At 60.6% G+C, this 21,405-nt stretch carries 16 protein-coding genes; 13 read left to right on the top strand and 3 right to left on the bottom strand.

What is annotated here, in order from left to right; all coding sequences use genetic code 11:
• Window positions 1–193: 193 nt before the first annotated feature.
• The 5 genes from BUB29_RS09105 to BUB29_RS09085 all read left to right on the top strand — a co-directional run bounded on the left by BUB29_RS09105 (window position 194) and on the right by BUB29_RS09085 (window position 6,117).
• Complete coding sequence (locus BUB29_RS09105; RefSeq protein WP_033523704.1) at window positions 194–895, top strand: DedA family protein; 702 nt, start codon at window positions 194–196, stop codon at window positions 893–895.
• A gap of 153 nt (window positions 896–1,048) precedes the next feature.
• Window positions 1,049–2,008 (top strand): TatD family hydrolase, encoded by a 960-nt coding sequence (locus tag BUB29_RS09100; protein ID WP_033523705.1) that lies wholly within the window; start codon window positions 1,049–1,051, stop codon window positions 2,006–2,008.
• Window positions 2,009–2,095: 87 nt separating this feature from the next.
• Window positions 2,096–4,324: a KUP/HAK/KT family potassium transporter gene (locus BUB29_RS09095; protein ID WP_234945726.1), complete on the top strand. Its 2,229-nt coding sequence runs from the start codon at window positions 2,096–2,098 to the stop codon at window positions 4,322–4,324.
• Window positions 4,325–4,461: 137 nt separating this feature from the next.
• A complete protein-coding gene (locus tag BUB29_RS09090; RefSeq protein ID WP_033523706.1) occupies window positions 4,462–5,331 on the top strand; it encodes a class II glutamine amidotransferase in 870 nt (289 codons plus the stop codon).
• A gap of 63 nt (window positions 5,332–5,394) precedes the next feature.
• Complete coding sequence (locus tag BUB29_RS09085) at window positions 5,395–6,117, top strand: HD domain-containing protein (protein ID WP_033523718.1); 723 nt, start codon at window positions 5,395–5,397, stop codon at window positions 6,115–6,117.
• Between the two features lie 109 nt (window positions 6,118–6,226).
• Here the strand turns inward: BUB29_RS09085 and BUB29_RS09080 are convergent, their stop codons facing one another.
• The 3 genes from BUB29_RS09080 to BUB29_RS09070 all read right to left on the bottom strand — a co-directional run bounded on the left by BUB29_RS09080 (window position 6,227) and on the right by BUB29_RS09070 (window position 9,994).
• Entirely contained in the window at window positions 6,227–7,366 is a 1,140-nt protein-coding gene (locus BUB29_RS09080; RefSeq protein ID WP_033523707.1) for an ATP-binding cassette domain-containing protein, read from the bottom strand.
• Complete coding sequence (locus BUB29_RS09075; protein WP_051915147.1) at window positions 7,363–8,691, bottom strand: ABC transporter permease; 1,329 nt, start codon at window positions 8,689–8,691, stop codon at window positions 7,363–7,365. The genes BUB29_RS09080 and BUB29_RS09075 overlap by 4 nt, the downstream gene beginning before the upstream one ends.
• A gap of 268 nt (window positions 8,692–8,959) precedes the next feature.
• Window positions 8,960–9,994, bottom strand: coding sequence for a LacI family DNA-binding transcriptional regulator (locus tag BUB29_RS09070; RefSeq protein ID WP_033523708.1), 1,035 nt, complete (start codon window positions 9,992–9,994; stop codon window positions 8,960–8,962).
• A gap of 423 nt (window positions 9,995–10,417) precedes the next feature.
• Between BUB29_RS09070 and BUB29_RS09065 the strand changes: the two genes are divergently transcribed.
• The 8 genes from BUB29_RS09065 to BUB29_RS09030 form a co-directional block, all read left to right on the top strand.
• Window positions 10,418–11,593: a galactokinase gene (locus BUB29_RS09065; RefSeq protein WP_033523709.1), complete on the top strand. Its 1,176-nt coding sequence runs from the start codon at window positions 10,418–10,420 to the stop codon at window positions 11,591–11,593.
• Window positions 11,594–11,739: 146 nt separating this feature from the next.
• The gene (gene galT / locus BUB29_RS09060; protein WP_033523710.1) at window positions 11,740–13,230 is read left to right on the top strand and encodes a UDP-glucose--hexose-1-phosphate uridylyltransferase; all 1,491 of its coding nucleotides are present in this window, start codon (window positions 11,740–11,742) and stop codon (window positions 13,228–13,230) included.
• A gap of 3 nt (window positions 13,231–13,233) precedes the next feature.
• Window positions 13,234–14,235 carry a UDP-glucose 4-epimerase GalE gene (gene galE, locus BUB29_RS09055; protein ID WP_033523711.1) on the top strand — a complete coding sequence of 334 codons (1,002 nt, stop codon included), beginning with the start codon at window positions 13,234–13,236 and terminating at the stop codon, window positions 14,233–14,235.
• A gap of 127 nt (window positions 14,236–14,362) precedes the next feature.
• Entirely contained in the window at window positions 14,363–16,306 is a 1,944-nt protein-coding gene (locus BUB29_RS09050; protein ID WP_081888433.1) for a glycoside hydrolase family 2 TIM barrel-domain containing protein, read from the top strand.
• Window positions 16,287–17,231 (top strand): beta-galactosidase small subunit, encoded by a 945-nt coding sequence (locus tag BUB29_RS09045; protein WP_033523712.1) that lies wholly within the window; start codon window positions 16,287–16,289, stop codon window positions 17,229–17,231. Before BUB29_RS09050 ends, BUB29_RS09045 begins: the two co-directional genes overlap by 20 nt.
• Before the next feature lie 194 nt (window positions 17,232–17,425).
• The gene (locus BUB29_RS09040; RefSeq protein ID WP_234356135.1) at window positions 17,426–18,940 is read left to right on the top strand and encodes a glycoside-pentoside-hexuronide (GPH):cation symporter; all 1,515 of its coding nucleotides are present in this window, start codon (window positions 17,426–17,428) and stop codon (window positions 18,938–18,940) included.
• A 337-nt stretch (window positions 18,941–19,277) separates the two neighbouring features.
• A complete protein-coding gene (locus BUB29_RS09035; RefSeq protein ID WP_033523713.1) occupies window positions 19,278–20,294 on the top strand; it encodes a LacI family DNA-binding transcriptional regulator in 1,017 nt (338 codons plus the stop codon).
• A gap of 258 nt (window positions 20,295–20,552) precedes the next feature.
• On the top strand, window positions 20,553–21,405 hold an 853-nt coding region (locus BUB29_RS09030; RefSeq protein ID WP_200784153.1), incomplete at its 3' end, for a glycoside-pentoside-hexuronide (GPH):cation symporter.

The raw sequence follows: 21,405 nt of genomic DNA, 5'->3' as shown, positions 1-21,405 counted from the left end.
ACGCCGCCGGGGGAATTCCGCATGTGCGCAAGGTTACGTATCCGCCAGGTTGCGGGAATGTGCAGATTTGGACAGGTAGCGATATGCGCATGACCATATCACGCCATCTGTTGATAGGGTTGTTGACGGTTTGCGGGCGATTGTTCATGCCCGTCGGCCGAAACCAACAGATGAACGAGTATTTGGGAATCGTATGAGCGTCATTAACTTCTTTGTGGAATTGTTGAAGGACCCGCGCGCGGCCATCGCCAGCTGGATCGCGATGGGCGTGGCCCCCACGTTGGGCTTCATCTTCATCATCATCTTCGTGGAAACGGGCGTCGTGTTCTTCCCGTTCCTCCCAGGCGATTCGCTGCTGTTCGCCGCAGGCGTGTTCGCCGCGCCCGATAGTGCCACCGGCCAGGCCGCGTTGCCGCTGCTGGCCCTGCTGCCGGTCGTCTGGCTCGCGCCGATCATCGGTGACCAGTGCAACTATTGGATCGGTCACTTCTTCGGCCGTCGCATTCTCGAATCCGGCAAGGTCAAGGCCATGACCCCGGAACGCATCGAGAAAACCGAGAAAATGATCGAGAAGTGGGGACCGCTCGCCGTGTTCCTCGGTCGTTTCTTCCCGTTCATCCGCACGTTCATGCCGTTCATCTCCGGCATCTCCGGCATGCGCTGGAGCCGTTTCACGCCGTTCTCCGTGCTGGGCGGCCTGTGCTGGTCGTCCCTGTTCACCTTCATGGGCTACTTCTTCGGCGGCATCCCCGCGGTGCAGCAGCATTTCGAACTCATCATCATCCTGATCCTCGCCGTGTCGCTCGTGCCCACCATCGTCGGTCTGCTCAAAGCCAAGTTCGGCAAGAAGAAGAGCGCCGAAACCACTTCCGCGGAACAGTCCGCGGAACAGTGAGCATACGGGTCTTTACACCCGAAGCAAACAGACAAGCATCCCGCATACAGCCGTTATGTCCGGTAATCGTCGGACGGTAACGGTCCCGTATGCGGGATGTTCGCGTATGTGCGGGTTTCCGGTTCGTCACGGGGAGAGTCCACTATGGCGCGTATGAGCAAAAAGAAGCATCGCGATCGCAGCTGGGCCCCGGCACCGGAAGCGCTGCCGGCCGACACCCAGGTGGTGGACAACCACACCCACGTGGCCTCCGTAGTGCCGTTTGCACGCGCCATGAGCCATGAAGCCATGGAAAAAGGCCAACCGGAAGTGCCCGTGTACAGCGTGGACGAATTGCTGCAGCAGGCGGCATCCGTCGGCGTGACCGGCATCATCGACTGCGGGTGCGAACTGCCGAACCTCATGACCGCCGTCGACATGGCACGCGAGCACGACCACGTGCATGCCGCGCTCGCCATCCACCCCAATGAGGCCGTGCACCATGGCCATCGCGCCGCACCGGGGCCGGACGGATTGCCGGTGAAATACCAGCCGTGGCATGATGTCAGCTTCGAGGATGCGCTCGCCGAAGTGCATCGGCTCGCCGTCACTTACCCCAAGCAGGTGGTGGCCATCGGCGAAACCGGCATGGACCTGTTCCGCACCGGCGAACAAGCCAAGGAACTGCAGCGTGAAGCGTTCCGTGCGCATATCGCGCTCGCCAAGGAACTCGGCCTGCCCATGCAGATTCACGACCGCGACTCTCACAAGGAGGTCATCGAAACCCTGCTCGCCGACGGCGCCCCCGAACGCACCGTATTCCACAGCTACTCCGGCGACGTGGAAATGGCCGAAATCGCCCGTGACCACGGCTGGTATCTCAGCTTCTCCGGCACCTGCAGCTACAAGGGCAATGACGGCATCCGCGAATCGTTGCGCATCGTAGGCCTTGACCACGCCATGGTCGAAACCGACGCTCCCTACCTGACGCCCATGCCATACCGCGGCCGCACGAACGCGCCCTATATGATCCCCTATACCCTCCAAGCCATGGCCGACACGCTCGATATGTCGATAGCTGAAGTGGCCTGCGGAACCCGCGAAACCACGCGGAAGGTCTACGGCATCGAATGATTACCGAGTTGTGGGTATACCAAGGGTGAACTACCATGTCTCTGCGATATCAGAGAACGGGACTTGAGAACCCAAGGGAGGATCATGATGAAGGACACGAACGGGCGGAACGTGCGAAAACGAAAACAGGGCGGTAACACCGACGGCGCGGATGACGCGGCGCTGCTCAGAGCCGACCGGTTCACCAACGTTCCCAAGGTGTCGCATAGTTCGCTGACGAAAGAGGAACGCGCAGAACTCGTCAAACAGGCCGAGGCGGAAAGCCGCGAGGCCGAAAAACTCGCCAGTGCGCATGAGCGCGGTCCGGTTGGACGCTGGTGGGCTCGACTGCAATCAGGGCCGAACAAGATCAGCCTGGGCATGGCCATCGTGGCACTCGGCGTGGTCTACGGCGATATCGGCACATCACCGCTGTACACCATGCAGACCTTCCTGAATGGGCAGGGAGGTCTCGCCAACGCCAATCGCGAAGCGGTGCTTGGCGTGCTATCACTGGTGTTCTGGTCCATTACCTTGATCACCACCGTTAAATACGTGTTCATCGCCATGCGCATCGACAATCACGGCGAGGGTGGCATTTTCGCCCTGTACTCCCTGATTCGCAGGTATGGTAGGTGGCTCGTGTTCCCGGCCATGCTGGGCGGTGCGGCGTTCCTGGCCGACTCGGTGCTCACACCGGCCGTGTCCATCAGTTCCGCCGTCGAAGGTTTGGAAACCTTGCCCGCCTTGGAGAACCTGTTCACGCAAAACAAGGAGCTGACACTCATGATCACCGTGGTGATCATCGTCGGATTGTTCTGCGTGCAATCGCACGGCACCGAAAGCATCGGCAAAGTGTTCGGTTCCGTGGTGATGGTGTGGTTCACGTTCCTCGCCGTGGCCGGGTTGGTGAACCTGAGCCAGGATTGGAGCGTGTTCGCGGCGCTGAACCCCGTGTATGGCGTGAAATTCCTGTTCAGCCCGCATAACGCGGCCGGCATCGCCGTGATGGGCACCGTGTTCCTTTCCACCACCGGTGCCGAAGCCCTGTACTCCGATATGGGGCATGTGGGCCGTGGCAACATCTACTTCACCTGGCCATTCATCAAGGTCGCGCTCGTACTATGCTATTTCGGCCAGGGCGCGTGGATGCTCAACCATTGGGATGACAAAGCCTACGACCATCTGCACGGCTTGAACCCCTTCTTCGAGATGATGACGCCGTCCGTGCGTTGCATCGCGGTCGTGCTTTCCGTCACGGCGGGCGTGATCGCCTCGCAGGCCCTGATCACTGGCGCGTTCACCATGGTGTCTGAAGCGACCCGACTTGACTGGATGCCCCACCTGCAGGTCCGTTATCCGGCGCGTACGCGCGGCCAGCTGTACATTCCGGTCGTCAACGCCGTGCTGTGCGTGGCGACCCTTGCGGTCTTGGCGCTGTTCCGGGATTCGGAACACATATCCGCCGCATACGGACTGGCATTGACGGTCACCATGATTACCACGACCGTGCTGTTGGCCGTTTACATCTGGCATAAGGTGAGCAAAGTCTGGTCGATGGTGTTCCTGGTGGTGTTCCTCGCGATACAGACCATGTTCTTCGTGGCGTCGATGGCGAAGTTCCTGCACGGCGGCTGGTTCACCATGCTGCTGACGCTGGCGATCCTGTTCATCATGGTCACGTGGAACGACGGCACCAAGATCGAACGCGCACAACGCCGCCACATGAGGCCGAAGGACTTCCTGCCCACGCTCGACAAGCTGCACGGCGACAACCACATCCCGTTCTTTGCCGACAACATCGTCTACCTCACTTCCGATAGTGAGATGAAGCGCCTTGATACCGACATCTTCTTCTCCATCTTCGCCGATCACCCCAAGCGCGCACGCGCCTGGTGGGCGTTGAGCGTGGAAACCACCGACCAGCCGTTCACGCGTGAATACAGTGTGGAAAGCTTCGGCACCGACTACCTGTTCCGCATTAAAATGCGGCTGGGATTCAAGGTGTCGCAGTCGATTCCCGCGTATCTGCATCAGATCATGCATGACCTGGAGCACACCGGCGAACTGCCGCAGCAGAAGTCCATCTACCCGAAGGTCGACGCCGATCCGGGCATCGGCACCATCAAATACGTGCTGATCCACAAGGCGCTCATGCCCGAATCCAAGGTGTCGAGAAGGGGCGCGTTGTCGCTGTCCGTCAAATATGCGATCAGGCATATGGCCGGTTCCGCGGTGAAATGGTTCGGCCTCGCGCCCTACAATCCGCTCATCGAAGTGCAGCCGCTGTTCGTGCCTACGAACAGGCCGCCGAAGCTCAAGCGCACCTCCGAATGAGTCGCACGGCTCCGGGAATCGGTGATGGAACGCGACAGCGGAACGTGATGGCGGAACCGGGGAACGGAGTCGGATATAGGCAATGGTTATAGCGCTGCCCGCGCGTCGAAACGCACGCGCGGTACAGTAGCCCTACTATGTGCAGATTACTGGGATACGCAACGGCTGGCGCCAATCTGAGCCTCAACGATATCCTAGGCATCCCCACGGTTGAGGAGTTCCGCGAACTGAGCCGCATCCACAACGACGGTTGGGGCTGCGCGTCGCTGTACGACCCGCCCGAAGTGCCGGGAACGTTGGACGGCGGCGCGCCATCGCCTGAAACCGGCACCAAACTGTACAAGTCCACCGTTGCAGCGAAATACGATCCGCTGTTCCCCGAACTTGCGCGTGAGGGTGCCCGCGGTGGCCTGTTCCATCTACGTCTCGCATCCTCCGGCATTCCGCTGATCCTGGAAAACCAGCAGCCGTTCTTCAGCAACGGGCTGAGTTTCGTCCACAACGGCGACATTTCCGACTCCCACGGTCGCAACATCGTGGAGAACAAGCAGTACCCGGTGAACCACAGCACGTTCCTCGGCACCGGCGGACGTTCCGATTCCGCGATTTTCTTCTCGATCATCCTCGAATACGTGGCATCCGGATACGAGCTGGCCGAAGCCGTGGCGCAGACCGTGCGCCAGCTGCGCCAGACCTACCCGAAGTCGAGCTACAACTGCATGATCCAATCGCAGGACACACTTATCGCCCTCAACGCTGCCGGACGTGAACGCACGTCATCGCGCATTGTTGAAATCTACGAGGAATACGGCGAAGGGGAGAAGGCGCTGGATTACCGTGTCATGCGGTACCGCCCGCTCGCCGACGACCAGAACAACGCGGCTGGCATCGTGGTGGCCTCGTCCGGTTTCGACCAGTTCGAAGCGGACGGCTGGAAGGATCTCGGCAACGATCAGATGATCGTCGCATCGAACCGTACCGGCCAGTGGAGCATCCGCAGCATCTGACCGCTGCCCGCGGGTTCAAGGCATTGGCCGTATGCCAACGTATACAGGCCTAAGATGGTGCGTATGACTGGCTATATTCCGACCCTCGAACAGGTCGACGAACTGCATCATCGTATCGCGCCAAGCGACGCGGCATACGACCTCATCCACCGACATTGCGTCATCGTGGCACGCATCGCCCGAGCGCTCGCCCGCCGGCAGAACGCGCTGTTCACCCGTCGTTGCTCGTTGCCTACCGACACTATGCAGATGGAAGACGCCCTGCCACCTTCGGATGGCGTAATCGGCGGCAAGGTGCCGCCACGGCTCATCGACGAGCATCTGGTGGTGATCGGCGGTCTGCTGCACGATATCGGCACGTACCGTGTGCTGAAGCACGACGGCACCGACGGTGAACCGTTGCAGTTCAACGGCCCCGAATACATCAAGCACGGTTTGCTCGGCTACGAGTACCTGATCGAACAGGGAGTCGCCGAGGAGATCGCGCAGTTCGCGCGGAACCACACCGGTGTCGGACTCACCAAGGAAGACGTGATCCGTCAAGGATTGCCGCTGCCGCCGGACGATTACAAGCCGGTGAATCTCGAACAGGAACTCGTGATGGTGGCGGACAAGTACAACAGCAAATCGTTACCGCCGAAATTCCTCACTGCCGACGCATACACCGTGCGAGCCGCGCGGTTCGGCGAGGAGAACAAGCGCCGTTGGCTGGATCTGCTGGACCAGTACGGCGTTGTGGACGTGGAACCGATGGCCGCCGAATATGGCATGGTGCTCAAGCGTTGACGGTCGCCGCATAAACTTGGCATAAGCCTGAATGCGCATATGGCTGTGCCCCTCCCGATAGGGGGAGGGACACAGCCATATGTTGTTTTGGGGATCAGATCGGACGACTTCAGTCGGTAAGATCGTAAACCTTCTGCGCGGCTTCGGCCACGGCATCATCGCTGGTGATGATGATCACCGCACGCTTGGGATCGCGGCCGCGTGCAATGCGCTGCAGCAGTTCGAGCAGTTCGGCGCTCTCCGCCTCATCCAGTCCCTTGGTCGGCTCGTCGAGAATCACGGTCTCCGCATCGCAGCACAAGGCGCGTGCGATGGACACGCGGCGCTGATCCAGCAGAGACAGCTCGCGCACCTTCTTACCCCTGGTGGCTTCACTGAATCCGACACTGTTCAGCACATCGCGGGCGATCGCCGGCTTGGGTTTGAGGAATCCTCGCCCGGAACCGTTCATGGCATACAGCAGATTGCCTTCGGCGTCAAGATCGCCGCGCACCGCGTAGCGCTGCGGAACCAGGCCAAGACGATGCCCACGCAGCTCGCCAAGCTCCAATTCGGTGAAATTCGAGCTCTTCGACATCACTTCGCCGGAAGTCGGCGGTTCGAATGCGCCCATCACCGCCATCAGCGTCGCACGCTGCTCGGGATCATCCTCATCGCTCAGCACCTTGACCGCATACAAGGTGCCCGCGTAGAAGGCCAGGGACAGGTTGTCGAGCACATGCCTGCCGGTTTTGCGCGCGGTCGTGGTGACATGGTTCAGCGAGAACGTGGGGTAGGACTTGAGCAGCACGCGGTCGCGCACCTGCTTGTCGAGACGATGGTTCGTCTTGGCGTAGGCGCGGTCGGCGGCGGTTTTCGTCTTGCCGGATTCGCTGTCGACCTTCGAGAGTTTCAGGGTCTGCTCGACATGATCCGCATTGGCCGCGGTCGCCGCGGTGTTGGCATCCGTCTCATCCGCTTCGTTCGCCTTTCCGGTCTCACCGGTGGCGCTCGCGGGTTCCGCGGTGGCGCTCGCTTCGGCGCCGGCGACGGCTTCGGCTGCGGCCTCGGCAATGGTCGCTTCGGCATCCGTATCGTCGGCATCGTCGTATTCGACGCTGAATTCGATGGATTCCACGTCGGCACCGCCGTTCGATTCGGTGGCGGTCTCGTTCGATCCGGTGGCCGGTTCGCCGGCGCCGTTCGACTCATCCGTGGCGGCGGTCACCGCTTCGTCCTTGCTGTCGATCTTATCGATATTGTCACTCATGCCTTTTCCTCCGATCCGACGGTAGCGGGCTTGAACAGGTTGCGGTTACGGAACACCACCGGGCCGAACATGGCGACGATGGCGAGCACCACGATGGCTCCCAGCGAATCCCAGATCATGGAACCCACGATCGATCCGCTCATCGGCGTTTCGAATCCGCACAGCGCATTGCCGATCGGCTTCGCCGTGAAGCCTCCGATCAGCAGTCCGAGTGCCACCGGCACCACGGTCAGCATCAGCGTTTCCAGAATGAACTGCCAGGCGAGACGCGGCTTGGTGACACCGGTGACCAGCGCCATGCCGATCTCATCACGGCGGGTGACCCAAGTGCGCATGATCGTGATGATCACCAGCAGTACGCCGCCGACCGCCAGCATCACGATCAGGGCGATGCGCATCCACGATGCGGTGCCGTCGAGCGGTTCGAGCTTCTTGTTGTAGGCTTCGAGCGACGGCGAGGAAAGCTCACAGCCCTTGGGCATGTTCTTCTTGGCGATCTTGGCGAAGGAGTCGTACGCGTCCGGGCTGTCGAACATGAACGTGATGTCGAGGTTCGGCATGGCCCACGTGCCCTTCGGCGACTTCTCCGGGTCGAGGCCGTTGGTGTACGCGGTGGCGTAGGCCGTGTAGATCACGTTGTTGGGGTTCTGCTTGGCGAGCTTGTAGGTCGTGCCGGTTGCGGGATCGGTGTATTCGTAGATGCCCTGCACGGTGTAGGTGTATTTCTTCGAGGCGTCGGTCGGATTGGCCACGGTGAACTTGGAGCCGACCGACAGATTGTTCTTCTCCGCCAGTTCCTTGGAGATCAGCGCGCCGGTGAACTTGGTGTCGGTGTACTTCAGGTTCTTGCCCTTGACCAGTTTGAATGCGCCGAAGTCATTGGTTTTCACGGCCTTGGCATCGTAGAAGCTGCGCATGAGCAGCTCGCCGCCGGTTTTGTCGGCGGATTCGTCGGCGCTGCCGGGGATGGCCTTGAGCGAATCGCTTTGGCGCACGGGCACGGTTTCGGCGAAGGAGTAGGTGAAGGAGATGGACTTGCTCTGCGCGTTCACTGCGATGGGGGAGTAGTCGGTGAAGGTCAGATAGTGCTCGGTCGTGGCCTTGGCGTCATCGCCTTTGAGCTGCGACTGCAGTTTCGCGCCCGGCCTGATCACCGCGGTGGGCTGCTGCGATTGGTATTCGGTGCCGTGGGCTGCGGTGCTCTTGGCCGATACCGCGGAGGATACGATGGCGTCGAATGACATGACGAGCGCCAGTATGACGGTCAGAATCGAATACGCCCGGTGCCTGCCGAGGGCGTGCCAGGCGTTGGTGAGAACGAACATGTGATACTTTCTCCAGTTCTCTCGAAGCTGTACTACGGGTAGTTCCAACATAAGACACTAAGCCGGATTTGTTGAAGGTTATCTCGCCCGATGCTGGTATGAGACTCGATGAAGCCTGAGAGATCCCTGAGAAAACGTTGAGGCTGCGTGATCCGCATGCAATCCGCCTGTGATTCGTGCGGGAAACGCGGTGCTGCTACACGTTTCTACCGGTCTGCCGAATCGCCGAATCGGCGGTCGGTCGGCGGCCAGTCGACGAACCGGAGCGTCAGTTGATGCTGGTGCCGCGCAGCGTGAGCTTGGTGGCGAATTTCATCATGAACGGGACGGGGGATACCTGCCGGCCGTTGAGCTCCCTGTCCATGATTTCGGCGGCGGTGCTGCCCATCTGTTCGGTGAACACCGTGACCGCGCTGAGTTGCGGGAACACCTGCTTGGCGATGGCGGTGTCGTTGAACGAGATCAGGCTCACCTGTTCGGGCACCTTGATGCCGGCCTCCTGCAATGCCCTGAGCGCGCCGATGGCCAGTGAATCGTTGGCGGCGAAGAACGCCTGCGGAAGGTCGCGCGGGTGGTCCTTGATGGCCTGCTTCATCAGCCGGTAGCCGTCGCTGGTGGTGAAGCTGCCGATGTACATGTTCTTCGGGTTGTACAGTTTCCACTCGGTCAGATAGTTGCGGAACGTGTAGTAGCGGCGGTCCGCGAGTTTGGCGGATTTGTCGGCGTTGTACTCCTCGCCGGCGATCATGCCGATATTGGTCTGCTTGTGGTGCAGGAAATGGTCGATGACGCCGGTGACGGAATTGATGAAATCGGGCATGACGCAGGTGAATCCGGCGCTCAGGGTATCGCTGTCGACGAACACGGTGTGTTTGTTGAACTTGCCCAGGGTGCGCACCTGTTCGGAACTGAACTTGCCTACTGCGATGATGCCGTCGGCGCCTTCGATGTCGGCGTTGGATGAATCGTTGAACACGCGTGTGATGGCGTAGCCGAGTTCCTCGAGGCGGCGTTCGATGCCGGTGCGGATGGAGTAGTAATACAGGTCCTGCAGTTCCTGGCGCTCGGTGTACCACTGCACGATGACGACGCGGCGCTGCTTCTTGGATTTGCCGTTGGCTCTGCGATGCTTCTTGTAGCCGAGCTGTTCGGCGGTGGCGAAGATCTTACGTCGGGTGTTGTCGTTCACCGACATGGTCTCGTCCTGATTGAGCACGCGTGAGACGGTGGCGATGGAAACCCCGACGATGGCTGCGATGTCTTTGATCGTGGGGGCTTTGGCTTTCTGCTTGTCGGCCGTCATCGTGACTCCTTCCGTGTTGCGCGAGATCGGGGAGACTGTGCCCATTATGGCACAGAATTTTAGTAAACATACGGGTTCCCCGTCCCCATCGGGTATCCTATCGACATAGGACGTCAAAGAGGCCGTCCCACACAACCACAGATCCGCGTATCGATTTTTCCTCTTCCCCCCATCGGTGCGCGGTATGCTTTCCGCGGCCTCAAGCGAATCCGTCCCCTATCGCCATGCGTTGGTTAACAACCGTATTTATTTACTAAAATCCTATTGTGTAGAAATGGTGAATCCATGAACGCGTGGCGTGTCTTCTGCCTGAAAACGACTGGAAATAAGCCAAACGAGTTTGTTAAGTAAAAAATTTTGAGAAAACGTAAAACTGGGTAAAATTACAAGCAACAGCAGCAGTTACAAACGAAGGAGTTTCTCATGGATACTGCCGAACTGACCGTCAAGTTCCAGGAAGTCTTCGGCGCCCAGCCCGACGCCACGTTCTTCTCCCCCGGTCGCATCAACCTGATCGGCGAGCACACCGACTACAATGGCGGCCACGTGTTCCCCGCGGCGATCACCCTGGGCACCTACGGTGCGGCCAGGAAGCGTGATGACAACAAGCTGCGCTTCTACTCCGCCAACTTCGAGGAGGTGGGCATCATCGAAACCCGCCTCGACGAGCTGGTCTACAAGAAGGAAGACAACTGGACCAACTACGCCAAGGGTGTGCTGAAGTTCCTCGGCGAGGAAGGCCACGCCATCACCAGTGGCATGGACGTCTTCGTCTACGGCAACATCCCGAACGGTTCCGGCCTGAGCTCCTCCGCATCGCTGGAACTGCTCATCGGCATCATCGCCCAGGAACTGTTCGACCTGAAGCTGGAACGCATCGACCTGGTCAAGATCGGCAAGCGCACCGAAAACGAGTTCATCGGCGTCAACTCCGGCATCATGGATCAGTTCGCCATCGGCATGGGTGCCGAGAACAAGGCCATCTATCTGGACACCAACACCCTGGTCTACGATCTCGTGCCGCTGGATCTGGGCGATAACGTCATTGTCATCATGAACACCAACAAGCGCCGCGAACTGGCCGATTCCAAGTACAACGAGCGTCGCGCCGAATGCGAGAAGGCCGTCGAGGAGCTCAACGCCAAGCTTGATATCAAGACGCTGGGCGAGCTGGATGCGGCAAGCTTCGACGAGTACGCCTACCTCATCAAGGATGACGCCCGCGTCCGTCGCGCCCGCCACGCCGTGCTGGAGAACCAGCGCACGCTGCAGGCCCGCAAGGCGCTGGAATCCGGCGATCTCGACCGCTTCGGCCGTCTGATGAACGCCTCGCACGTTTCGTTGGAGCATGATTACGAGGTCACCGGCCTTGAGCTCGACACCCTGGTGCACACCGCTTGGGAGCAGGACGGCGTGATCGGTGCACGTATGACCGGTGCCGGCTTCGGCGGCTGCGCCATCGCCATCGTGAACAAGGACAAGGTCGGCGCCTTCACCAAGGCCGTCGGCGCCAAGTACGAAGAGGTCGTCGACTACGCCCCGGCCTTCTACATCGCGGAAATCGCCAGCGGCTCCCGCGTGCTCTCCCGCAACAACTGACACGGCATCCGCACGGTGGGGCGGGATCGTGAAACGCGAGTCGCGACTCGCGAATCGCAAGCGGTCCCGCCCGTCGCGCGGCACATCCGCACGGTTACGGCGGACGACGGAAAACGTACCAAAGGAATACAGAAGGAAGGCCTGACATGGCACAAGGTTTGGTGGACGAATTCGTCAGCCAGGTGATCGCGAACAGCGATTACGAAGAAGTCGATCGTGTATACCTCACGAATCGCGTCATGGCGATCGTCGGCGAGGACGGAGCCGATGCGCCCGCCACCGCCGATGCCAACGACATCGTCGAACTGAAGGAAGAACTCGCGGACCTCGCCGCACGCAACGGCAAGGTCGGTGACACCGCGGCCGAGAAGGACACCGTCGGCGCCCAGCTGATGGACTTCATCACCCCCGCGCCCAGCGTGGTGAACCGCCGCTTCTGGAACACCTACGACGAGGACCCGGCCAAGGCCATCGCCGACTTCTACGCGATGAGCAAGCGCAACGACTACGTCAAGACGAAGGCCATCGCCAAGAACATCTACTTCCCGGTGCCCACCGAATACGGCGACATCGAAATCACCATCAACCTGTCCAAGCCTGAGAAGGACCCGAAGGCCATCGCCGCCGCGAAGAACGCGAAGACCTCCAGCTACCCAAAGTGCCAGCTGTGCATCGAAAACGAGGGCTATCAGGGCCGCATCAACCACCCGGCGCGTGCGAACCACCGCGTGGTGCGCTTCGACATGGACGGCGAAGGCTGGGGGTTCCAGTACTCCCCGTACGCTTACTTCAACGAGCACTGCATCTTCTTCTATGGCAAGCATGAGCCGATGAAGATCAGCGAACAGACCTTCCACCGCCTGCTCGGCATCGTCGAACAGTTCCCCGGCTACTTCGCCGGATCGAATGCCGACCTGCCGATCGTCGGCGGCTCCATCCTCGCCCATGAGCATTACCAGGGCGGCCGTCACACCTTCGCCATGGAAAAGGCCCCGGTCGAAACCGAATTCGCCTTCGACGGCTTCGAAGGCGTGAGAGCCGGCATTGTCAAGTGGCCGATGTCCGTGATCCGCCTGGCCGGCAAGGACCGTGACAAAATGGTCCGTCTCGCCTTCAAGATCCTCGACGCATGGCGCTCCTACTCCGATCCGGACGCGAACGTGCTCGCCGAATCCGATGGCGAACCGCACCACACCATCACGCCGATCGCACGCAGGAAGGGCGACGAGTACGAGCTCGACCTGGTGCTGCGCGACAATCAGACCTCCGAGGAATACCCCGACGGCATCTACCATCCGCATCCGGACGTGCAGCACATCAAGAAGGAGAACATCGGCCTGATCGAGGTCATGGGTCTGGCCATCCTTCCCCCGCGCCTGCAGAAGGAGCTTGCGGAAGTCGAGAAGTACGTGCTCGGACGCGACAACGACATCGCCGAGTATCATCGTGCATGGGCGGATGAAATCAAGCGGTCCCATCCCGAAGCGACGGAGGGCAACGTCACCGGCATCGTCCAGGATGCCGTGGGCAAGGTCTTCAGCCGCGTGCTGGAGGATGCGGGTGTGTACAAGCGCACCCCCGAAGGCAAGGCCGCGTTCATGAAGTTTGTTCAAACCCTTGGAACAAAGGAGAAGTAAACAATGACAGTTATGGTCCTCGGCGGAGCCGGCTACATCGGTTCCCATATGGTTGACCGACTGGTCGCAGCCGGCAAGGAGAAGGTCGTCGTCGTGGACAGCCTGGTGACCGGCCACCGCGCCGCGGTGAACCCGGCCGCGAAGTTCTACCAGGGCGATCTGGCGGATCAGGACTTCATGCGCGGCGTGTTCCGTGAGAACCCGGACATCGACGCCGTGATCCACTTCGCAGCGTTCTCGCTGGTCGCGGAATCCATGAAGGAACCGCTGAAGTACTTCGACAACAACACCGCCGGCATGGTCAAGCTGCTTGAGGTGATGAAGGAATTCGGCGTCAAGAAGATCGTCTTCTCCTCCACCGCCGCCACCTACGGCATTCCGGAGAAGATGCCGATCCGTGAGGATGATCCGCAGAAGCCGATCAACCCGTACGGCGAGAGCAAGCTCATGATGGAGAAGATCATGCGCTGGTGCGATCAGGCCTACGGCATCAAGTTCGTGGCCCTGCGCTACTTCAACGTCGCCGGCGCCAAGCCGGACGGATCCATCGGTGAGGATCACGGCCCCGAAACCCACCTGCTGCCGATCGTGCTGCAGGTCGCCCAGGGCAAGCGTGACAAGCTGATGATCTTCGGCGACGACTACAACACCCCCGACGGCACCAACGTGCGCGACTACGTGCACCCCTTCGACCTGGCCGACGCGCACATCCTTGCCGTCGACTACCTGCGTCAGGGCAACGAGTCCAACGCCTTCAACCTCGGCTCCTCCACCGGCTTCTCGAACCTGCAGATTCTTGAGGCCGCACGCAAGGTGACCGGCAAGGAGATCCCCGCCGAGATGGCCCCGCGTCGCCCCGGCGACCCGGATACCCTGATCGCCGCCTCCGACAAGGCGCGCACCGTGCTCGGCTGGAAGCCGCAGTTCGACAACATCGAGAAGATCATCGAAACCGCTTGGGCATGGCATTCCACCCACCCGAACGGGTACGACGATCGTAAGTGATTGCGGCGCAACCGCCGCACGGGGCCTTCCTTCGGGGAGGCCCCGTTTGTTTAGTAAACAAAGTAATGATTGCTAAATTCAAGGTAAACTAATTTACGAAGATAGTTCCCAGAGCAAGGAGGCTCCCATGGATGGCGCAAGCTCGATGCAGAGCGCGGACCTGAGCTGGCTTGACAGGCCAGACGTGTTCCGCGTGAACCGCTTGGACGCGCACAGCGATCACCGGTGCTATGCCACGCAGGGTGAGGCGGAACGCGACAGCAGCGGTCTGATCATGCCGCTCGACGGCACTTGGAAATTCAAGTATTCACCGAACCCGCAGGCAAGGCCCGCCGGCTTCTACCGACAGGCCGAAGCCCCCGCCGACTTCGACGACATCGAAGTGCCCGGGCATATCGAGATCGCGGGATACGACGCGAACCAGTACATCAACACCATGTACCCGTGGGAGGGCCATGTGTACCGTCGTCCCGCCGGCCTGACCGAAGGAGATCCGGGCGTCGGCGCGTTCTCCGACGCCGCCGACAACCCGGTCGGCTCCTACATGCGCACGTTCACCCTGCCCGAACACATGCAGGGCGAGCGTATCCATGTGGTGTTCGAAGGCGTGGAGCAGGCGTTCTACCTGTGGCTCAACGGCCACTTCGTGGGTTATGCGGAAGACAGCTTCACCCCCTCGGAATTCGATCTGACGCCGTACATCAACGAGACCGGAACCAACACCATCGCATGCGAGGTGTTCAAGCGCTCCACCGCGGCGTGGATCGAGGACCAGGACTTCTTCCGCTTCTTCGGTATCTTCCGCCCGGTGAAGCTCGTGGCGCTGCCCAAGCTCCATGTCGAGGACATTTCGGTACGCTCCCTGCTCGACGACGATCTGCGCACCGGCGCGATCACCGTGGACATGCGTCTGAGCGCCAAGGAAGCGTCCTGCCTTGCCGGCGCCACCGCCGAAGTGAGCGTGATTGACCCGCAAGGCAACCGCATCGCCTCGCAGACCAGTTCGCCGGAACAGGACGGCGACGCCACCCTCGCGTTCACCGGCATCGCCGATCCGCAGCTGTGGGACAACGGCAGCCCGAACCTGTACCGCGTCGACGTGCGTCTGATCGACGCCTCCGGCGACGTATGCGAAGTGGCCCAGGTGGATACCGGCTTCAGGAAGCTCGTGCGCGACGGCGTGAAGGTCTCGCTCAACGGTCACAGGCTGTACATCCTCGGCGTCAACCGTCACGAGTGGAACGCCGACTCCGGCCGTTCCATCACCGTGGACGACATGAAGCACGACATCGACGTGATGTTGCGCAACAACATCAACGCCGTGCGCACCTGCCACTATCCGGATCGCCTGGAATGGTACCGCCTGTGCGACAGGAACGGCATCTACGTGATGGCCGAAACCAATCTCGAATCCCACGGCACCTGGCAGAAGATGGGCGCGGTGGAGCCCTCGTACAATGTTCCCGGCAACAGCAGCGTGTGGGAGAAGGTCGTGGTCGACCGTGCCGTCACGCAGTACGAGACGCTGAAGAACCACCCCTCCATCCTGTTCTGGTCCATGGGCAACGAATCGTATGCGGGCACCGCCATCGCGGCCATGGACGCCTACTACAAGAGCAAGGACGACGGGCGCCTGACGCACTACGAGGGCGTGGTCCACAACCGCGCGTTCGAGGACGTCATCTCCGACCTGGAAAGCAGGATGTACGATCCGCCGGAGGGTGCACGTGCATACATGTCCAGTAATCCGAAGAAGCCGTACATCCTGTGCGAGTTCATGCACGATATGGGCAATTCGCTGGGCGGGTTCGGCGACTACATGGACCTGTTCGACGATTTCGAGGGATTCCTCGGCGGTTTCATCTGGGATTACATCGACCAGCAGCTATACGCGCCCGACCCGCTGACGGGCGAGAAGACGCTGTGCTACGGCGGCGATTTCGACGATCGCTGCTCCGATTATGAATTCTCCGGCGACGGCCTGCTGTTCGCCGACCGCACGGAGAAGCCTGCCATGCAGGAAGTCAAGTATTACTACGGAAGGTACGCAGATGGAAATCATATTCGGTGACGTGGTGACGGGCGTCCACGGCGACGACTTCGAATATCTGTTCTCGTGGCAGGCGGGCGGCCCCGTCTCGTTCAAGGTGGACGGTCGCGAATGGCTGTACCGCGCGCCCCGGCCGGCGGTGTGGCGCGCCACCACCGACAACGATCGTGGCAATGGCTTCCCGATCAAGTCGGCGATGTGGCTCGGCGCGGACATGTTCGCCGCCTGCAGCAAGACCGAGTTGAGCGTCGACGGCGAGACGGTCGCCAAGCCGCTCTCCCCGGACAACAATGCGTACGGTGGCCCGGTGCAGGCCGAAACCATGACCATGACCTACACGTACACGCTGCCCGTCGTGCCCGCGACGACCGTGACCGTGGCTTACACCGTCACTCCGGACGGTGCGATCGGTGTCACGGTGCATTACGAAGGTAAGGAAGGCCTGCCTGAACTGCCGGCGTTCGGTCTGCGTTTCATCATGCCGACCCCGGCCAAGGGCTTCACCTATGAGGGTCTTTCCGGCGAAACCTATCCCGACCGCATGGCCGGCGGCGAGCCGGGCGAATACACGGTCGAGGGCATGCCGGTCACGCCGTATCTGGTGCCGCAGGATTGCGGTATGCATATGCGCACCAAGCGGGTCATGGTGACGCGCGATGCCGTGCTTGACAATTCGCGGCGCGACGAGCGCGACGAATTCTCGCTGACGTTCGCCCAGGCGGAGGGTGCCGAGCCGTTCGCGTTCTCCTGCCTGCCGTACACGCCGGAGGAGATCGAGAACGCCACTCATCACAACGAGCTGCCTCCGGTCCGCCGTACCGTGCTGACGGTGTGCGGCGCGGTGCGCGGCGTGGGTGGCATCGACAGTTGGGGTTCCGACGTGAGGCCCGACTTCCATATCGATGCCCAACAGGATCACGAATTCACGTTCGTCATCAAACCGTGAATTTTAGTAAAAATAAAAGTCGGGGTTTGTGCTTGTGGTGGCGCAAACCCCGATTTTTCTTATGAAAATGGCGGAATGTAAGCGATGCGGTACGGATTGCCGCGCGTGAAAGAAATTTAGTAAAAAGATTTCGCTTAAGTGAAACCGAGCTATAGTGCTACACGGAACAACATGAAGGAGCAAGGAGGCTTCCCATGAGCACTGAGAGCTCGTCAACCCAATCCAGAAGCAAGGTGATGACCTCGCGCATCGCGTATGCGACCGGCGCGTTCGGACACGACATCTTCTACGCCACGCTGTCGACGTACCTGATCATGTTCCTCACCTCGCACCTGTTCAACTCGTCGGACACCGCGCACAACAACCGCATGATCCTGTATGTCACCACGATCATCGCCGTGCTGCGCATCGTCGAGCTGTTCATCGATCCGTTCATCGGCAACATGGTCGACAACACCACCACCAAGTGGGGTAAGTTCAAGCCGTGGGTCGTCGGCGGTGGTGTCGTCAGCTCCGTTACCCTGATGGTGCTGTTCACCGACATGGGCGGAATGAACGAGTCCAACCCCATGCTCTACCTGTTCATCTTCGCCGTGCTGTACATCGTGATGGACATCTTCTACTCCTTCAAGGACATCAGCTTCTGGTCCATGGTCCCGGCCCTGACCTTCAGCTCCGAAGAGCGTGAGAAGACCGCAACCTTCGCCCGTGTCGGCTCCACCATCGGCGGTAACATCGTCGGCGTCGTGATCATGCCGATCGTCCTCTTCTTCTCCGTCACCAAGTCCGGCTCCGGCGATAAGAACGGCTGGTTCTGGTTCGCCTTCATCGTGGCCCTCATCGGCATCATCTCCGTGATCTGCGTCGCCCTCGGCACCCACGAGGTCGACTCCACGCTGCGCCAGAACAAGACCAAGACGGGCTTCAAGGACGTGTTCCGCATGCTGCTCAAGAACGATCAGCTCATGGCCATCGCCCTGTCCTACCTCGCCTACACCACCGGCGTGAACATCCTGAACGCCTCCGAACTGTACTACTTCCAGTACATCCTCGGCGACGCCAGCAAGTTCTCCATCTTGGCCACCATCAACACCCTCGTCGGTCTGGTGTCCGTCTCGCTGTTCCCGAAGCTCGCTCAGCAGTTCAACCGCCGCAACGTGTTCTTCGGCTGCGTCGCCATCATGCTCGTCGGCATCGTCCTGTTCTTCTTCGCAGGCAAGTCCCTGGCCCTCGTGCTGGTCGCCGCCGAACTCTTCTTCATCCCGCAGCCGCTGGTGTTCCTCGTGGTCCTCATGACCATCACCGATTGCGTCGAATACGGCCAGCTCAAGCTCGGCCACCGCGATGAGGCCCTGACCCTGTCCGTCCGCCCGCTGCTCGACAAGTTCGGTGGCGCCGTGTCCAACTGGGTCATCGGCTTCGCCGCCGTCGCCGCAGGCATGACCGCCGGTTCCGAGAACCACGTCAGTGCACAGGGTGAAATGAACTTCAAGCTCATTGTGTTCGTGGCACCGTTCGTGCTCATCATCATCGGCCTGATCATCTTCTTCACCCGTGTGAAGCTGACTGAAGAGAAGCACGCGCAGATCGTCGCCGAACTGGAGAAGACCTGGGACAAGGATGCGCTGTCCGCCAATGGCGCCGCCTCGGATGCTCCGGCCGCTGCTGGTGACGCCGGCGCGGTTGCAGGTGATGCATCGACGCGCTGATATCGATCACGGAACCCGGCGCAATAGCCTTGTGGACCGGGTTCCAACCCCACCGGGCAACGGTCCCATTGCCTAGAACTCGCCCGGTGATGATGGCGCGGTGTCCGTGGACGGTCTCCCTTTTCCCGTACACGACCTGCCGCGTTGGCCGGAATCCCTTCTCGGGGTTCCGGCCTTTTGCTGTTTTGTGTTGTGGTGTTGTGTTGTGTTGTGGTGTGGTGGTGCGCTGCGGTGGGCGGGGGAGTGGCCTGCCGTTCATGACATGCTATGGTTGCAGGTAAATTCATTTAGCGTAGTAAACGCGATTGGGCGTGACGGTTTGGGAGGCGAGGCGCCGATGGCCACGATTAAGGAGATCGCGAAGCACACGGGGTTCTCGCAGGCCACCGTGTCGAGGATCCTCAACGACGATCCCTCGTTCTCCGTCAAGGAATCCACCCGGCAGAAGGTGTTGAACGCCAGCCTCGAACTCGGGTACGAGAACGCCTCGCAGTACCAGCGCATCATCATTCCGCGCGACATCGCGATCCTGAACAACGTCATCCCCGACAAGGGCCTGCAGGATGCGTATTTCGACGAATTGCGCGACGTGCTGACCGCCCAGGCCAAGAAGCAGCGCATGAACGCGACGATCCACGACGACATCGACGACCTCATCGCGCACGGCCGCGACTATGCCGGCTTCATTTCGATGGGACCGGTGGTGCTCCCGCCTGACAAGCTGCGTGAACTCCACGAGGCTCTGCCCTACGGCGTGTTCATCGACATCAATCCCGCGCCGAACCTGTTCGACTCCGTACAGCCCGATCTCGAGCAGATCGTGCTTGATGCGCTTGACGCGCTCAAGGCCAGCGGATGCCGGAGGATCGGATTCATCGGCGGTGCGGGAACCATGATGGGGGAGCACTCGTACCCCGAGGATATCCGTCGTTTCGCGTTCGGCAATTGGAGCGCGAGGCTTGGTTTGGATACCGAGGGTTTGGTGTATGCGGACGGCCCATTCACCGTCGACAACGGGCGTGAACAGGGCGAACGGATGGTCGCCGACCATGCGGACGACCTGCCGGATGCGGTGATCGTGGCGGCGGATACGCTCGCCGTGGGCATGTTGCAGGCGTTCGCTGCCAAGGGCGTGCTGGTGCCGCGCGATATCAAGGTGATCAGCATCAATAATCAGGAAGTCGCGAAATACACGTCGCCCGCGCTGTCGTCGTACGACATCGACAAGGAGGAACTGACCTGCGCGGCCGTGCTGATGCTCGCCGAGTCGCTGGTCAGCAAGCGTGCCGTCAGGCAGCACACGTTCATCTCCTCGCCTTTGGTGGTGCGGGATAGTTTCACGCCGCAGCGCTGAGGGTTGTCGGCGCAGGGGGCGCTGAGACTGAGGGGCCTGACCGAGGCGGTTCGGTTAGGCTGTGGAACGATGCTGATGGCCGTCTGACGTTTGGTCGTAGATGATAGGCATTACCTGAATGTGGGCATTTCTTGAACGTTATGTGGGATTGCATCGCGCCCTTAATTTAGTAAACAAATTTACTTTAGGGAATAAAAGATGTAAGCTGAGGTGCAAGATCAACGGATGATCTTGGAGATCTTCTAAGGAGAAGAAGCAATGGGTAACGAAACCTCCATCGCCAACGGCGGCAAGCGCGGCAAAATCGGCCAGCGCGTGGCCTACGCGTTCGGCAACCTCGGCCAATCCGCCTTCTACAATGCGTTGAGCACCTACTTCATCGTGTATGTGACCAGCTGCCTGTTCTCCGGCGTCGAAAAAGGCGTCGCGGCCAAGCTGATCGGCATCATCACCAGCCTCGTCGTGATCATCCGCATCGCGGAGATCTTCATCGACCCGCTGCTGGGCAACATCGTCGACAACACCAGCACCAAGTGGGGCCGCTTCCGCCCATGGCAGTTCCTCGGCGGCCTGGTCTCGTCCCTGCTGCTCATCCTGATCTACACCGGCATGTTCGGTCTGGTCAACGTGAACACCACCTGCTTCATCGTGCTGTTCGTCATCTGCTTCATCGTGCTCGACGTGTTCTACTCCCTGCGCGACATCTCCTACTGGGGCATGATTCCGGCGCTATCCTCCGACTCGCATGAGCGTTCCACCTACACCGCCCTCGGCTCCTTCACCGGCTCCATCGGTTACAACGGCATCACCGTCGTCGTGATCCCGATCGTCACCTACTTCAGCTGGGTGTTCACCGGCTCCCACACCGAAAGCCAGAGCGGCTGGACCTCCTTCGGCATCATCGTGGCGCTGCTCGGCATCCTGACCGCATGGTCCGTCGCGTTCGGCACCAAGGAAAGCGAAAGCGCCCTGCGCTCCAAGGCCCAGAAGAACGGTGGCCCGCTGCAGGCGTTCAAGGCCCTGTTCCAGAACGACCAGCTGCTCTGGGTGGCGCTGTCCTACCTGCTGTACGCCATCGCCAACGTGGCCACCACCGGCGTGCTGATCTTCC

Source organism: Bifidobacterium merycicum DSM 6492 (genome assembly GCF_900129045.1).
Lineage (GTDB): Bacteria > Actinomycetota > Actinomycetes > Actinomycetales > Bifidobacteriaceae > Bifidobacterium > Bifidobacterium merycicum.
Note: the sequence above shows the minus strand (reverse complement) of the source record. Positions and strands in the feature narration are given on the sequence as shown.

What these genes read in the sequence shown, in the direction of transcription:
- BUB29_RS09105 (WP_033523704.1), top strand. Translation starts at nt 194, where the DNA reads ATGAGCGTCATTAACTTCTTTGTGGAATTGTTGAAGGACCCGCGCGCG.
- BUB29_RS09100 (WP_033523705.1), top strand. Translation starts at nt 1,049, where the DNA reads ATGAGCAAAAAGAAGCATCGCGATCGCAGCTGGGCCCCGGCACCGGAA.
- BUB29_RS09095 (WP_234945726.1), top strand. Translation starts at nt 2,096, where the DNA reads ATGAAGGACACGAACGGGCGGAACGTGCGAAAACGAAAACAGGGCGGT.
- BUB29_RS09090 (WP_033523706.1), top strand. Translation starts at nt 4,462, where the DNA reads ATGTGCAGATTACTGGGATACGCAACGGCTGGCGCCAATCTGAGCCTC.
- BUB29_RS09085 (WP_033523718.1), top strand. Translation starts at nt 5,395, where the DNA reads ATGACTGGCTATATTCCGACCCTCGAACAGGTCGACGAACTGCATCAT.
- BUB29_RS09080 (WP_033523707.1), bottom strand. Translation starts at nt 7,366, where the DNA reads ATGAGTGACAATATCGATAAGATCGACAGCAAGGACGAAGCGGTGACC.
- BUB29_RS09075 (WP_051915147.1), bottom strand. Translation starts at nt 8,691, where the DNA reads ATGTTCGTTCTCACCAACGCCTGGCACGCCCTCGGCAGGCACCGGGCG.
- BUB29_RS09070 (WP_033523708.1), bottom strand. Translation starts at nt 9,994, where the DNA reads ATGACGGCCGACAAGCAGAAAGCCAAAGCCCCCACGATCAAAGACATC.
- BUB29_RS09065 (WP_033523709.1), top strand. Translation starts at nt 10,418, where the DNA reads ATGGATACTGCCGAACTGACCGTCAAGTTCCAGGAAGTCTTCGGCGCC.
- galT (WP_033523710.1), top strand. Translation starts at nt 11,740, where the DNA reads ATGGCACAAGGTTTGGTGGACGAATTCGTCAGCCAGGTGATCGCGAAC.
- galE (WP_033523711.1), top strand. Translation starts at nt 13,234, where the DNA reads ATGACAGTTATGGTCCTCGGCGGAGCCGGCTACATCGGTTCCCATATG.
- BUB29_RS09050 (WP_081888433.1), top strand. Translation starts at nt 14,363, where the DNA reads ATGGATGGCGCAAGCTCGATGCAGAGCGCGGACCTGAGCTGGCTTGAC.
- BUB29_RS09045 (WP_033523712.1), top strand. Translation starts at nt 16,287, where the DNA reads ATGGAAATCATATTCGGTGACGTGGTGACGGGCGTCCACGGCGACGAC.
- BUB29_RS09040 (WP_234356135.1), top strand. Translation starts at nt 17,426, where the DNA reads ATGAGCACTGAGAGCTCGTCAACCCAATCCAGAAGCAAGGTGATGACC.
- BUB29_RS09035 (WP_033523713.1), top strand. Translation starts at nt 19,278, where the DNA reads ATGGCCACGATTAAGGAGATCGCGAAGCACACGGGGTTCTCGCAGGCC.